Raw genomic sequence first — 14,624 nt, 5'->3', positions numbered from 1 at the left:
CTGGTTCTCGCGCGAGAGCGCGGAGCGATCGATCTTCTCGAGGTCGGCGAGCATGCCGCGCGAGAATTCGAGCGAGCGGCGCAACCCGTCCGCGCCGAGGTCGTCGAGTTCGGCGTCGTGGCGATGGTCGCCGACCGTCGTGGCGGTGACCGGGCTGGCCGCCATCGTGCCGTCGAGCCAACGTTGCGACAGCGACGCGAACTGCTGGTCGGCGGAAACGACGGTGGCCGTGGAAACGGTCGCGCCGCCGTCATGGCGCGCCGTTTGCGGTGCGCAGGCGACGAGGGCGAGACAGACCGACAATGCGAGCAGCGAGCGTGACATGGAAACTCCGTGACGGCTGCGGCCGCGGGACGCGGCGACGGTCGACGACTCTAACGCACGCGCCCGCCCCGCGCGTGACGCGCAGCAGCAGGCACGCCCGCGGCGAGATCGACCGCATACGTCGAGGAGCCGTCGCCGTTGTCCTTGAACACGGAGACGCCTTCGATGCCGGCCGCCGTCGCCTGTGCGAGCTTGCCGCTCGCGCTCGTGACGAGCACGGGGCCGGCGGTGCGCACGGGCACGAAACGCCACGGCCGGTCGGCGCCGTCGGTTGCCCGCACGAGATGCTTGCGCGCGCGCACCCACGCGATGACGACGTCGCGGTTCGCATCCGGCGCGGAGACGATGATATTCGAGCCGTCGAGCCCCGGGAAATGGCCGCCTCCGCTCGCGCGATAGTTGTTCGTGACGACGATGAACGCCTGGCCCGGTTCGACCGGCCTGCCTTGATACGCGAGTTCGCGGATGCGTTCGCCGGGCGCCTGCGTGACGTCGATCGCGTAGCGCAGGCCGCCCTGGATCACGTCGAAGTTGTAGCCCGAGAACTTGCGGTTGACGAGCTCCTGCGGCGCGGTAGCGGCCGCGTCGATGCGGTTGAAGCGGCCCGCGGCGTGCTCGAGCCAGGCCTTCAGCACCGCGCCGTCGATCTTCACGGCGGTCAGCGTGTTCGGGTAGAGGTAGATGTCCGCCGCGCTGCGCACCGCGAGCGGTCCCGGTTCGATATCGGTGTAGTCGTCGGGCGCGCTGAAGCCGGTCTTGAACGGCGCCGCAGCGGACAGGATCGGGATGCCCGCATACTGCGGCAGGTTCGCCGCGACGTAGCGCTCGACGTAGTCGCGCTGCGCGTCGTTGATGACCTGCAGCGCTGTGGTGTTGCCGAGTTCGGTGAAATAGCTCGTGATCGCGAAATCGGTGTCGCCGATCGGCTGCGACACGTAGTCGACCGTCGCTGCGTGAGCGGCCGCGACGAGCGGCGCGATGCGCGGGTCGGCGTCGACGGACGAGCCGTCCTTGCGCCGCACGTCGCGTACTTCGCTGTGCGAATCGGCCGCATCGATGGACCAGTGGCCGCCTTTGCGCACGAGCGCGAGGTCGACCACGCCGAGGCTGCGGCCGAAGAAATTGGCCATCACGGCCGGCTTGCCGTGCACGAAGCCGCGCTGGTTGTCGACGCCGGCCATCGTCGCGAAGCGCGACTGCGCGTTGGCCGGGTCGGGGAACGCGGCGTGCGAATGGCCGAGCAGGAGCACGTCGACGCCGGGCTCCTGCGCGAGGTACCAGTTCGCGTTCTCCATCATCGAACCGTAGGGTGCAGTGTCGAGTCCGCCATGCGAGATCGCGACGACAAGGTCGACGCCCTTCGCGCGCAGCTCCGGCACGTAGCGCCGCGCCGCCTCGACGACGCCGAGCGTCGTCACCTTGCCGTCGAGGTTGCGCCGATCCCACTCGACGATCGGCGGCGGCGTGAAACCGATGATGCCGACGCGGATCGGCGCGGTCGTTGCGTGGCCGGCCGCGTCGGTGAGTTTGAGCGTGCGGTCGAGCACCGCGTACGGCGGATAGATCGGGCGGCCGTCGCGCACGCCGACCGCGTTCGACAGCACGAGCGGGAAGTGCGGCCCGGCGCACGTGCGCGCCTCGACGCCGTCCGCGGCGATCGGATGACCGGTGACCTGCGCGAGATAGGGCAAACCATAGTTGAATTCGTGGTTGCCGATCGTGCCGCCGTCGTAGCCGAGCGCGTCCATCGCGCGGTAGATCCCCAGTTCCTCGTCGCAGCCGATCGGGCGCACGAGCGCCTCGTAGTCGGCAAGCGCGGTGCCCTGGATCGTGTCGCCGGCGTCGAACAGCAGCGTGTTCGGGTATTCCGAGCGCGCCTGCGCGACGAGCGTCGCCATTCGCTCGAAGCCGAGCGCCTTGTCCTCGGCCAGGCGGTAGTAATCGAAGCTGAGCACGTTGGAATGGAGGTCCGTCGATTCCAGCAGCGCCAGGCGTGCGCGCGTGCCTTCGGCGACGGCCGCCGTGCGGGGCTGCGGTGCGGCGCAGGCGCCGAGCAAGGCAAGGAAGGCGAGCAGCAGGGTGCGTGGGGCGTGCGGCATGGACGACATCTCGGGGCAGGCAGCCATTCTGCCCGCAATCGTCGACGGTCGACACCACGCGCGTCACGCGTGCTCGCCGCTCCGGTAAACTTGCGCGCCGTCCCCCCGAAGCCGATTCCCTGATGACCGTCCGTACCCGATTCGCCCCCAGTCCCACCGGTTACCTGCACATCGGCGGCGCGCGCACCGCGCTGTACTGCTGGCTGGAAGCGAAGCATCGCGGCGGCGAATTCATCCTGCGCATCGAGGATACCGATCGCGAGCGTTCGACCGAAGCCGCGGTGCAGGCGATCCTCGACGGCATGAACTGGCTCGGCTTGTCGTACGACGAAGGCCCGTACTACCAGACGCTGCGCATGGACCGCTACCGCGCGGTCGCCGAGGACCTGCTCAAGGCGGGCAAGGCCTACTACGCCTACGAATCGAAGGAAGACATCGAGGCGATGCGCGCGGAAGCGATGGCGAAAGGCCTCAAGCCGCGCTACGACGGACGCGCGCGCGAGCAGAACCTGCCGTACCGCGACGATCCGAACCGCGTGCTGCGCTTCAAGAACCCGGCTTCCGGCAGCGTCGTGTTCGACGACAAGGTCAAGGGTCGCGTCGAGTGGTCGAACGAGGAGCTCGATGACCTCGTATTGATTCGCTCCGACGGGTTCCCCACCTACAACTTCGCGGTCGTCGTCGACGACATCGACATGCGGATCACCGACGTGATCCGCGGCGACGACCACGTCAACAATACGCCGCGCCAGGTCAACATCTACCACGCGCTCGGCGCCGCCGTGCCGAACTTCGCCCATCTGCCGATGATCCTCGGGCCGGACGGGCAGAAGCTCAGCAAGCGCCACGGCGCGGTCAGCGTCATGCAGTACCGCGACGACGGTTTCCTGCCGCACGCGCTGCTCAACTACCTCGTCCGGCTCGGCTGGTCGCATGGCGACCAGGAGATCTTCTCGCGCGAGCAGATGATCGAGCTGTTCGACGCGGCCGACGTCAACAAGTCCGCATCGCGCTTCGACCTCGAGAAGCTCTCCTGGCTGAACCAGCAGTACCTCAAGAGCGACGACCCGCTCGAGCTCGCACCGCACTTCGAGTGGCAGTTGCGCGCGGCCGGCATCGACCCGCGCCAAGGACCGGATCCGGTCGACGTCGTCGTCGCGCTGCGCGATCGCGCGCGGACGCTGAAGGAAATGGCCGAGAAGGCGCGCGTCTGGTATGCGCCGCTCGAAGCCTACGACGAGCAGGCCGTCGCCAAGCACCTGAAGACGCCGACCGCACGCGCCGCGCTCGAGGCCGCGCGCGCGCAGTTCGCGGGCATCGCCGAATGGGACGTCGCGGCGATCCATGCCGCGATCGAAGCGGCTGCCGCATCGATCGGCGAAGGCATGGGCAAGGTTGCGCAGCCGCTGCGCGTCGCCCTGACCGGCACGCAGGTGTCGCCATCGATCGACCATACCGTGTTCCTTGCCGGCCGCGACGAGGCGTTGAGGCGCATCGATGCGGCGATTCCGAAGACGAGTTGAGAGGCGACCGTGGCGCTCGACACCTGCATCCAGGCCTTCCTCGCGCTCGATCCGAGCGACCCGGATGCTGCGCCCGCGGCGCTCCGGACCTGCACGCGCGCGCTGCTCGATCCGACGCTGTGGCAGTGGGCGATCGGCATCACGCTCGGCTGCGCCGCGGTCGGCCTGGCGATCGGCTGGGTGCGCGGCCGTTGGCTCGCGGGCCTGGTATGGGGCGCGGCGCTCGGCCCGATCGGCTGGGCAGTCGTGCTGCTGTCGAAGTCCGGCCTGGTCGAATGCCCCGACTGCGGGAAAAGCAACGTGCCGGCCGCGAAAGCGTGCCGCCATTGCGGCGTCAACCTCGCCGCGGCGGCGGCGCGTTCGGAGCGGTCCGCCCTCAAGCGCATCGATCGCGGCCGCGGCTGGTGAAAGCCCCGGGACTTGTTCCGCGGCGGGTGGGCCGCATCTCGATGCTGCTCCGTCGGCGCTCGACGCCGCCCTTCGCGTCGGGCGCTAAGATGGGCCTCCGCCGGACCCGTACGCCATGAGCCAAGCCAGTCGCCACAGCCACCATGAACACGAGCACGATGCGCGTGCGTTCGTCGGTGCCGTTTCCAGCGCGTGCGAACTGCGCGGCCTGCGCCTGACGCCGCTGCGCCTGCGCGTCCTCGAGCTCATCGCGGCGGAAGAGAAGCCGGTCAAGGCCTACGACCTGCTCGATCGGCTCAAGGACGATCACGGCAGCGCGGCGCCGCCGACGGTCTACCGCGCGCTCGATTTCCTGCTCGAGAACCGCTTCATCCACAAGCTCGAATCGATCAATGCGTACGTCGGTTGCCATCACCCGAACGAGGCTCACCAGGTGCCGTTCCTGATCTGCGACGTATGTTCGGCCGCGGTCGAGGTCTGCGACGAGCGCGTGTCGAAACTGCTCGTCGAGCAAGCCAAGGAGCGCGGCTTCCGGCCGCGGGCGCAGACGCTCGAAGTGCACGGCATCTGCGCGGGCTGCCGCGCAACGGCCGCTGCGGGTTGATCGCCGGCAACCGTTGGACTGGATCGGATTCGACTGCTGCACGCGCGGCGCGGCACGCCATGCGGAACATTCGCGACCGCCGCAGGCGTTGCGGGCGACGCCATGCGCGGCCTGCGCGGAGACGCGTTGGGTAGTGTCCGCGCCGCGCCTCACCGGCACGCGCCCGCCGGCCTGCATCACCGACGACGGTTCGGCGCTCAACGACCTGGCGCCCGCCGAAGGCCACGCGCTGGACGATCCGTCGCCTGTCGATTACCTTCGCAGGCACCTGCGCGCGATCCATGCCGCGGTAGGCATGGTTGCGACGTACGCCGCTGCATGGCGTGGTCGCTGCTCGACGATCTCGAGTGGTCGCTCGGCGTCTCAAGGCGGTTCGGCATCGTGCACGACGATTTTCGGACGCAGATGCGCCCGCCCGGCGGAGCGCATGGCTGCACCGGGCATCGTCGGCGGCGACCGTCGCGCCCGTGCCGGGTCGCCGCGCGCCGTGCAGGATCCAGGCCGCGGCAGCGGCGCGCGAGGACGGAGGCGACATTGCACGACACGCTGCTGCTGTTCGGCGCCACCGGTGATCTCGCCGCGCGCCAGCTGTTCCCGTCGCTGCTGCACCTGTCGGTCGATCGCCTGCTGCCCGATGCGTTCCGCATCGTCGCGGTCGCGCGCCAGCCGATGTCGACTGCCGAGTTCCGCGCGTGGCTCTCCGACAAGCTCGCGAAGGAGCCGTCGGGCGGGGACGCCGTCGGCGCGCTGCTCGCGCGGATCGACTACGTGCACGTCGATCTCGGGGACGCGGCGGCGATCGCGCCCGCGTTGTCGGCGATCCGGGGGCGCTGCGTGAGCTACCTGGCGACGCCGCCCTACCTGTTCACGACGATCGCGCACGGCCTCAAGGCCGCCGGGTTGCTCGAGGAGCCGTCGCGGCTCGTGCTCGAGAAACCGATCGGCAGCGACCTCGCCTCGGCGCGCGCGATCAATGCGACGCTCGCGGCGTGCCTGTCGGAGGACCGCATCTTCCGCATCGACCACTACCTCGGCAAGGCCGCGGTGCAGAACCTGCTCGCGTTGCGCTTCGGCAATACGTTGCTGGAGGCGGTCTGGCACCACCGCTGGATCGAGTCGGTCGACATCCTCGTCGCGGAAACCGCAGGCGTGGACGGTCGCGAAAGCTATTACGCCGACTACGGCGCCTTGCGCGACATGGTGCAGAACCACGTGCTGCAGCTGCTTTGCCTCGTCGCGATGGAGCCGCCGTCGTCGCTCGACGCCGACGTGCTGCGGGACGAGAAGGTCAAGGTATTGCGCGCGCTTCGGCCGCTGCGCGCCGACACCGTCGCGGGCGACTCCGTGCGCGGCCGCTACGACGCCGGCCTCGTCGACGGCGAACCCGTGCGCGGTTTTTCGCTGCAGGCGGTGCAGGGTCGCGAGCCGGTCGAAACGTTCGTCGCGTTGCGCGCCTCGATCGACAACTGGCGCTGGGCCGGCGTGCCGTTCCGCCTCTGCACCGGCAAGCGCCTCGCGCAGCGCGTGACCCAGGTGGTGGTGAACTTCCGACCGACTTCGCATTGGCTGTTCGAGAAGCCGCGCCGCGAACGCGCGAGCCCGAACCGCCTCGTGCTGCGACTTCAACCGAGCGAGAACATCGAACTGCAGCTCATGGGCAGCCTTGCCGGTCCCGAATGGGGCGCCTTGCAGTTGCAGCCGCTGCCGCTCGATCTTTCGATGGAACCGCCGCTGCGCCGGCGCATCGCCTACGAGCGCCTGCTGCTCGATGCGCTCAACGGCAACTCGACCCTGTTCGTGCGCAGCGACGAAGTCGAAGCGGCCTGGACCTGGATCGACAGCATCGAGGCGGCCTGGCGCGAGGCCGATGCGGCGATCCTGCCGTACATGGCGGGCAGCTGGGGACCGGGTGCGGCCGCGGATTTCCTGCGCAACCTGCCGACCTCGGCCGAACGCGCGCGCACCGTGCGCAGCGCGTGATGGATGCGCCGGCCGGCGAGTGGGTGCTGCTCGCCGACGTCGGCGGCACCAACGTGCGTTTCGCGCTGGCGGACACCGGCGCGCCGATGCCGCTGCTCGGCGACACCGTGCGGCGCCGGCGCGTCGCCGACTTCGAGCGCTTCGGCGACGCCGCGCGCGATTACCTCGCGATGCTGCCGCAGCGGCCGCGACGCGGCGTACTCGCGGTCGCCGGCCCGGTCACCGGCGACAGCGTGCGCATGACGAACCATCCCTGGGTGCTGTCGCGCGCGCCGCTGCTCGACGAACTCGGGCTCGAACGCTTGCGCATCGTCAACGATTTCGCGGCGATGAGCCATTGCGTGCCGCTGCTCGGCGCACGCGACGTGCAGCCGCTCGGCGCCGCGCCGGCGGCGCGCGAACACGCCTCAGGGCGGCGTACCTACGCGATCGTGGGCCCCGGCACCGGTCTCGGTGTCGGCGGACTCGTCGTCGAGCACGGCCGCTACGTGGCGCTCGAAACCGAGGGCGGCCACGTCGGTTTCGCACCGGGGGACGAGGTCGAATTCGAGGTCCTGCGCCGGCTCATGCCGACGTTCGGCCGCGTTTCGGCCGAGCGCGTGCTGTGCGGTTCGGGCCTCGTGAACCTGCATGCGGCGCTGCATCCGCACATGCGGCCGATCGCGACGCCGGAAGCGATCACCAGCGGCGCCGAGCACGATGCGGCTTGCCGCACCACGATCGAGCGCTTCTGCGCGATGCTCGGCTCGTTCGCGGGCGATTTCGCGCTCGCGTTCGGCGCCTGGGACGGCGTCTACCTCGCGGGCGGGCTCACGCCGAAACTGCTCGCCTGGCTCCAGGCGGGCGAATTCCGCCGGCGCTTCGAAGCGAAGGGGCGCTACGAGCGCGTGCTCGCGAACGTGCCGACGATCGCCGTGTTGCACGAGGACGCGGGCCTGCTCGGCGCCGCCGCGCTCGCCGTGCTCGACGACGGCCGCGCATTGCTCGCGCGCGGCGGTTGCCCATGAACGCGGCGCCGTCGTGCGTGTGGCACGCGAGCGCCGACGAGGCGACCTGGGCGCAGGATGCAGCCGCGGCGCTGCGCGATGCGCTCGCCCAGGCGCTCGCGCGCGCGCCGCGCGCGATGATCCTGCTGTCCGGCGGCACGACCCCCGCACCGGTCCATCGCGCGCTCGCGCGGCTCGAACTCGATTGGGGACGCGTCGTCGTGTCGCTCGTGGACGAGCGCGACGTCGAGCCCGACGCGGACGGAAGCAATGCGCGCCTCGCCGCGGAGTCGATGCTCGCCGGCGCCGCGTCGGCCGCGGAGTTCTGGCCGTTGCGCCCGCGCGATGTGTCGCTCGACGCCGCGGTCGCCGCGGCGAACGCGCGCTGGCGCGCGGCGTCCGCACGCCTCGAGCTCGCCGCGGTCGTGCTCGGCATGGGCGAGGATGCGCACACGGCATCGCTGTTCCCGGGGGCGCGTGGCCTCGCCGCAGCGCTCGCGGCCAGCGACCCCTATGCGGCGATCGACGCCAGCGGTTGCGCCGGCGCGGGGCGCTGGCCGAGGCGCATCACGCTCACGCCCGCCGGCTGGGCCGAGGCTTCGACGCGCCTGCTGTTGATGCGCGGCGACGCCAAGCGCGTGGTATTCGAACGCGCGATGAACTCGGACGCGATGCGCGCGCCGGTGCACGCCGCGCTTGAGGTGCCCGGCGTTCCTCTCCATGTCCACTGGTGTGCCGCGTGAGGCGGAACCGACCCGGAGTCCGATCATGTCCATGAATCCGCGCATCGAGACCGTCACGCAACGCATCCGCGAGCGCAGCGCCGCGACGCGCGCCGCTTATCTCGCGCTCGTCGACGGCGCGCGCTCGCGCGCCCCCAATCGCAGCCGCCTGTCGTGCGGCAACCTCGCCCACGTCGCAGCCGCGTGCGGAGCCGACGACAAGGTCGCTCTGCTGGAGTCGGCGAAGCCGAACATCGGCGTGGTCACTGCGTACAACGACATGCTGTCGGCGCACCAGCCGTTCGAGGCGTATCCCACGCTGGTCCGTGCAGCGGCCCATGCCGCGGGTGCGACCGCACAGGTAGCCGGGGGCGTGCCCGCGATGTGCGACGGCGTGACGCAGGGACGCGCGGGCATGGAGCTGTCGCTGTTCAGTCGCGACGTGATCGCGCAGGCGACCGCGATCGCGCTGTGCCATGACGCATTCGATGCGGCGCTGTGCCTCGGTGTCTGCGACAAGATCGTGCCCGGGCTGCTCATCGGCGCGCTCGCGTTCGGCCATCTGCCGGTCGTGTTCGCACCCGCCGGGCCGATGCCGACGGGCGTGTCGAACAAGGCGAAAGTGGAGGTTCGCGAACGCTACGCGGCGGGGCTGGCGACGCGCGAAGAACTGCTCGCGGTCGAGTCGGCCTCGTACCATGCTCCGGGTACGTGCACGTTCTATGGCACCGCGAACTCCAATCAGATCCTGCTCGAGGCGATGGGGTTGCAATTGCCGGGCACCTCGTTCGTCCACCCGGGCACGCCGTTGCGCGACGCCTTCACGCGCGCCGCGACGGTGCGCGCCGCCGCGATCACCGCGCTCGGCGACGACTATCGCCCGATCGGAAGGCTCGTCGACGAACGCGCGCTCGTCAATGCGATCGTCGCGCTGCTCGCGACGGGCGGGTCGACCAACCATACGATCCACTTCGTCGCGGTCGCGCGCGCGGCCGGCCTGCGCGTGACCTGGGAGGATTTCGACGACCTCGCGGCGTGCGTGCCGCTGCTCGCGCGCATCTATCCCAACGGCGATGCCGACGTGAACCGCTTCCACGTCGCCGGGGGCACCGCGTTCGTGTTCCGCGAACTGCTCGATGCAGGCTTGCTGCACGAGATCGAGACGATCGTGCCGGGCGGCCTGCGTGCGTACGCGCGCGAGGCGCGCCTCGACGCGGGCAGCCTGCGTTACGTGGACGCGGCGGCGGTGAGCGGCGACGACGCGGTCGTGCGTCCGGCGAACGCGCCGTTCGAGGCGAGCGGCGGCCTGCGCCTGCTGCAGGGCAATCTCGGCCGCGCGCTCGTGAAGGTCTCCGCGGTCAAGCCGGAGCATCGTCGCGTCGAAGCGCCTGCGGTCGTCGTCGACGATCCGGACCGGTTGCGCGTGCTGCACAAGCAGGGCCGCCTGCCGCGCGATTTCGTCGCCGTCGTGCGCTACCAGGGGCCGCGTGCGAACGGCATGCCGGAGATGCACAGCCTCATGCCGCTGCTCGGGATGCTGCAGAACCAGGGCCGGCATGTCGCGCTCGTCACCGATGGACGCCTGTCGGGCGCGTCGGGAAAGGTGCCTTCGGCGATCCACGTGACGCCGGAGGCCGACCGCGGCGGCGGCATCGCGTGCGTGCGCGACGGCGATATCGTGCTGCTCGACTGCGAAGCCGGCGTGCTCGAGGCGCGCGTCGACGACCACGCGTGGAGCGAGCGCCGGCCGGCTGCGAACGACGCACCGGCTGGCCACGACATCGGTCGCGCGCTGTTCGCGTGGAGTCGCGCGAATGTCGGCCCCGCCGACGAGGGCGCGCTGTCGATTTCCTGCGGGCCACCGCCTCTGCCGGATTCGCACGCGGGCGCGCGGCGCACCGAGAGGGAATACGATATCGGCCGCGTCGCCGCGCATGCGCCGTTCGAATCGAAGGACGCCTGAGTCATGGATCCCGCAAGGCTGAAGAGCACCCAGTACGCCGCGATCGGACTGCTGCGCGCGACGCGCATCCTGCCGGTCGTCACCGTTTCGTCGCCGGCGCAGGGCGTCGCCGTCGCGCGCGCGCTGCAGGCCGGGGGCGTCACCGCGATCGAGATCACCTTGCGTACGCCTGCTGCGCTCGATGCCATCGCGGCGGTCAGGCACGACGTCGCGGGGATCGTCGTCGGCGCGGGCACGGTGATCGCGCTGCCGCAGATCGAGGCCGCGCGCAGCGCCGGGGCGGCGTTCCTCGTCACGCCGGGCACGCCGCCGGCGCTCGCCGACGCGCTCGCCGACTGCGGGCTGCCGGTCGTCCCGGGCGCGGCGACGCCGACCGAACTGCTCGCGTTGCGCGAGCGTGGTTTCCGCGTCTGCAAGCTGTTCCCCGCCAGCGCGGTCGGCGGCCTGCCGCTCGTGCGCGCGCTGCAAGGACCGCTCGCCGACATGCTGCTGTGCCCCACCGGCGGCATCGGCGAGGACGATGCGCCGCAGTACCTCGCTGAACGCAACGTCGCCTGCGTCGGCGGCTCATGGATGATGCGGACCGAATGGCTCGCGGACGAACGCTACGACCTCGTGACCGAAGCGACCGCGCGCTCGCTGGCAGCGATCGCGCGCGCGAACAGCTGACGCCTCGCGCCCGCGCGACCTCGTCGCGCATTTCGATCCGCGGCATGGGGGCTCGTCGCGTACGCGCAGCTCGAAGTCGCGAGCGTCACGCCGTTCGCTCTGGGCAGCGGCCGCACGAGGCACGCACGACGATCTCGCAGGGCAGCACTTCGGCGCGCACGGGCCGCGTGCCCGGCGCTTCGAGTTCGGCGACGAGGCGCTCGAATGCGGCACGCCCGAGGTCGGCGATGCGTACGCGAACGGTCGTGAGTTGCGGCGAGACGTAGCGGGCGATCGGCACGTCGTCGAAGCCGGCCAGCGCGACATCGCCCGGCACGCGGACTCCGCGCTCGCCGAGGGCGATCAGGCAGCCGACCGCCATCATGTCGTTGGCCGCGAACACGGCATCCGGCCGCTGCGCGAGTGCAGCGATGCGCTGGCCGGCGGCGTGGCCCGATGCCTCCGAGAAATCGCCGTCGAAGAATGGCGCATCGTCGGCGAGCGATGCTTCGGCGAGCGCGTCGAGCCAGCCGCGGCGACGTTCGTCGGCGTCGAGGTTGCCGGCCGGCCCGCCGATCATCGCGATGCGCCGATGGCCGCGGGAAAGCAGGTGCCGCGTCATCGCCAGGGCGCCGCCGTGGTTGTCGAGATGGAGGGCAGGGAAGCGCGAGCGGTCCGGCGGCGCGTTCAACAGCACCACGGGCAGCGCGTCCGGCAGGCTCTCGTGCAGGAAGGTCGCGTCGACGTGCGGCGACATGACGAGCAAACCGTCGACGCGCCCCTGCATCGCGCGGATCGCGGCGCTCGTTTCGTCGGAGTCGCCATGGGAACTCGACACGAGTACGTGGAAGCCTCGTGCGCGTGCGGCGACGTCGATGCCGCGTATGAGTTCGGAGAAGAACTCCCCGTGCAGGTCGGGAAGCACCGCGCCGATCGTCCGCGTGCGCTTCGTGATGAGGCTGCGTGCAGCGTCGTTCGGGCGATAGCGCAGTCTGGTCGCGACTTCGAGGATGCGATGCCGTGTCGCATCGGTGACGTTGTCGCGGCCGTTGAGCGCGCGCGAGACCGATGCGACGGATACGCCCGCTGCCCTCGCAACGTCCTTGATCGTTACAGCCATGTGTCCGTCTAGGATGATGTAAACGTTTACATCATGCGACCACTCGATAAGGCTGTCATGCTGCGACACAGCAGCCAAGGGCGGCAAGCCGCGTGCGTGCGATCCCTGGCAATGTCCGCGCGCGGGTACTGCCGCATCGACCGTCCCGCGGCTCGTGCGGGACGATCGATGATCGCGGGGCCCGTGCAGCGGAATCAGAAGAGCGCGCGCACGCCGACCGAGATGTTGCGGCCGGGCAGCGGAGCGGCGTCCTTGATCAGCGACGTCGACAGGCGAGCGGTCTGGTCGGCGAGGTTGTTGCCGTCCAGGAATGCTTCCCAGCTGCCGCGGTCGTTTGCGTGGAAGCTCCAGGCGAGGTGCGCGTTGACGAGCGTGAAGCCCGCCGTCCCGGTTTCGAACGACGCCGTCTCGTCCTGCGCGAAGTAGCGCGTCGCGCCGATGCTCGCGCGCCAGCGATCGTCGTGCCACGACAGTGCGCTGCCCACGCGTGCGGCGGGGATGCGCGGGAGGTTTCCGCCATCCTGCAGGGTGGCACGCACCGTATCGCCCCAGACGCGCAGGTCGTAGTGGCCGCTCGCGTTCGCCGCGAGGTGCAACGTCGCCTCGGCTTCGCCGCCGCGGAAGCGTGCGTTCGCCTGCGACCAGTCGCGCACCGGCAGGGCGTCCTCGACGAGGCCGGTGTCGGCGAGATAGATGAAGTCGTCGTAGCGGTTCGCGTAGGCGGCGACCTTCGCATCGATGCGCTCGCCGTGCCAGTGCAGTCCGAGCTCGGCCTGGTTCGCGGTTTCCTCGCGCAGTCGCGGGTCGCCGATTTCGAAGGTCGCCGACGCGTCGTGCGGGCCGTTCGCGAACAGCTCCTCTTCGGCCGGCGCGCGTTGCGAACGATCGAGGTTGAGCGTGAGGTGCCAGGCGTCGTCGAGGCGCCAGGCGAAACCCGCCGAGAGGCTGTGCGGGCGGAAAGCGCGTTCGTTGCCGCCGTCGGGGATGCTGCTCTGGCGATCGACGCGCGCGCCGAGGTCGACATCGAGCACGCCGAAATCGCGTCGCTCGGTCGCGAACAGGCCGATTCCGCGCGTGGAGGTGGGCGGCACGAAGGTCTCGTCGCCGACCGCGGCGAAGTCGCGATGGAACGCCTGCATGCCGAACGCGCCGAGCCAGCCCGCGAGCGGCGCGTGCGTCACGAGCACGCGCCCCTCGTTGGCATCGTTGGTGAACGTCGTGCCGGGCACGTCGCCGTCGAATTCCACGTGCCGGTAGTCGGAATGGCCGAGGTTGAGTTCCAGCTTGTCGATGCCTGCGAACGGCGCGTCGACGGCGCCCTTGAGGTCGTAGCGGGTCTGCGCCATCTGCAGGTGCACGGGAGCCTCGCCCGTCGCCAGGTCGCCCGCTTCGGCGGGATTGCCGTAGTTGTCCAGGTAGCGCGAGACGGAAAGCCCGGCGTAGCCCCAGTCACCGACCATCGAGCCACCGATCGCTCCCGCCTTCGTGTGGACGTAACTGTTCGGCAGCGATTGGCCGTCGACGTCGTAGTCGTGGTCGTGCCGGTCGAGTCCATCGGCATGCACGGCGAAACCGCTACCGCCCGCATCGACGCGGAAGGCTTCGGAGCTGCCGTTCGACACGCTGTCGTAGCCGGCCTGCACGCGGCCGCTGATGCCGTCCGCCGGCGCCGCGGTCGGGATGCGGCCGTCGACGACGTTGACGATGCCGCCGATGGCGCCCGAGCCGTACAGCAGGGTGGATGGCCCCTTGAGGATCTCGATCTGGTCGGCGAGGAACGGCTCCACCGTCACCGCGTGATCCTGGCTCACGTTCGATACGTCCTCGGAACCGAGGCCGTCGCTGAGCACCGACACGCGCGGACCGTCGAAGCCGCGGATGACCGGCCGGCCGACGCCCTGGCCGAACGAGGTCGTCTGCACGCCGGGGACATTCGACACCGTCTGGCCGATCGTGCCCGCCCGAGCCTCGTCGAGCTCGGTGCCGGACAGGACGCTCACGGGTGCGACGATCCGGTCCGCCGCCTGCTCGCCCGGGATCGCAGTGACGACGACGGCCGGCAAGGTTTCGCGGTCGACCTTCGGCTTCGCACCGCTGCGCTCGCCTTCGGGGGGCGCTACGGCGCCGTCGCCACCGGTTCCTCCCGCGGCCGGCGTGGCAGGGAGGACCTCGGCCCGGGTCGGCGGGGTGCACAGCGCGAGACCGGCGCAAACGGAGAGGGCGAGGGCACGGACGAGCATCGGCGAA

11 protein-coding genes and 2 pseudogenes are annotated in these 14,624 nt (G+C 70.6%); 9 read left to right on the top strand and 4 right to left on the bottom strand.

The features are described from left to right. Positions 1-324 (bottom strand): annotated as a pseudogene (locus tag VI238_RS03775) (DUF885 domain-containing protein); the annotation flags it as partial. 50 nt (positions 325-374) lie between these two features. Continuing rightward, positions 375-2,423 carry a bifunctional 2',3'-cyclic-nucleotide 2'-phosphodiesterase/3'-nucleotidase gene (locus tag VI238_RS03770; protein ID WP_331648596.1) on the bottom strand — a complete coding sequence of 683 codons (2,049 nt, stop codon included), beginning with the start codon at positions 2,421-2,423 and terminating at the stop codon, positions 375-377. A 122-nt stretch (positions 2,424-2,545) separates the two neighbouring features. Between VI238_RS03770 and gltX the strand changes: the two genes are divergently transcribed. The 9 genes and pseudogenes from gltX (at position 2,546) to eda (ending at position 11,278) form a co-directional block, all read left to right on the top strand. Beyond that, entirely contained in the window at positions 2,546-3,946 is a 1,401-nt protein-coding gene (gltX, locus tag VI238_RS03765) for a glutamate--tRNA ligase (RefSeq protein ID WP_331648594.1), read from the top strand. Between the two features lie 9 nt (positions 3,947-3,955). Then, on the top strand, positions 3,956-4,354 hold the full coding sequence (locus VI238_RS03760) for a zinc ribbon domain-containing protein (protein ID WP_331648592.1): 399 nt from the start codon (positions 3,956-3,958) through the stop codon (positions 4,352-4,354). Between the two features lie 115 nt (positions 4,355-4,469). Then, positions 4,470-4,958, top strand: a complete 489-nt coding sequence (locus tag VI238_RS03755; protein WP_331648590.1) for a transcriptional repressor — start codon at positions 4,470-4,472, stop codon at positions 4,956-4,958. 102 nt (positions 4,959-5,060) lie between these two features. Further along, a pseudogene (locus VI238_RS18740) lies at positions 5,061-5,357 on the top strand (family 1 glycosylhydrolase); the annotation flags it as partial. A 135-nt stretch (positions 5,358-5,492) separates the two neighbouring features. Continuing rightward, the gene (zwf, locus tag VI238_RS03750; RefSeq protein ID WP_331648588.1) at positions 5,493-6,938 is read left to right on the top strand and encodes a glucose-6-phosphate dehydrogenase; all 1,446 of its coding nucleotides are present in this window, start codon (positions 5,493-5,495) and stop codon (positions 6,936-6,938) included. Further along, on the top strand, positions 6,938-7,945 hold the full coding sequence (gene glk / locus VI238_RS03745) for a glucokinase (RefSeq protein ID WP_331648586.1): 1,008 nt from the start codon (positions 6,938-6,940) through the stop codon (positions 7,943-7,945). Before zwf ends, glk begins: the two co-directional genes overlap by 1 nt. Then, positions 7,942-8,667 (top strand): 6-phosphogluconolactonase, encoded by a 726-nt coding sequence (locus tag VI238_RS03740; RefSeq protein ID WP_331648584.1) that lies wholly within the window; start codon positions 7,942-7,944, stop codon positions 8,665-8,667. The genes glk and VI238_RS03740 overlap by 4 nt, the downstream gene beginning before the upstream one ends. A 25-nt stretch (positions 8,668-8,692) precedes the next feature. After that, entirely contained in the window at positions 8,693-10,609 is a 1,917-nt protein-coding gene (edd, locus tag VI238_RS03735; RefSeq protein WP_331648582.1) for a phosphogluconate dehydratase, read from the top strand. A gap of 3 nt (positions 10,610-10,612) precedes the next feature. Then, positions 10,613-11,278: a bifunctional 4-hydroxy-2-oxoglutarate aldolase/2-dehydro-3-deoxy-phosphogluconate aldolase gene (eda, locus tag VI238_RS03730; protein WP_331648580.1), complete on the top strand. Its 666-nt coding sequence runs from the start codon at positions 10,613-10,615 to the stop codon at positions 11,276-11,278. 85 nt (positions 11,279-11,363) lie between these two features. Here eda and VI238_RS03725 read toward each other — a convergent pair whose 3' ends face one another. Both VI238_RS03725 and VI238_RS03720 read right to left on the bottom strand, forming a co-directional pair. After that, positions 11,364-12,377 carry a LacI family DNA-binding transcriptional regulator gene (locus VI238_RS03725; protein WP_331648577.1) on the bottom strand — a complete coding sequence of 338 codons (1,014 nt, stop codon included), beginning with the start codon at positions 12,375-12,377 and terminating at the stop codon, positions 11,364-11,366. Between the two features lie 194 nt (positions 12,378-12,571). Next, complete coding sequence (locus VI238_RS03720) at positions 12,572-14,617, bottom strand: TonB-dependent receptor (RefSeq protein ID WP_331648576.1); 2,046 nt, start codon at positions 14,615-14,617, stop codon at positions 12,572-12,574. Between the last annotated feature and the right edge of the window lie 7 nt (positions 14,618-14,624).

Origin of the sequence: Dokdonella sp., assembly GCF_036518555.1 — a bacterium.
Lineage (GTDB): Bacteria > Pseudomonadota > Gammaproteobacteria > Xanthomonadales > Rhodanobacteraceae > Dokdonella_A.
This window is presented reverse-complemented; position numbering and strand designations above follow the sequence as displayed.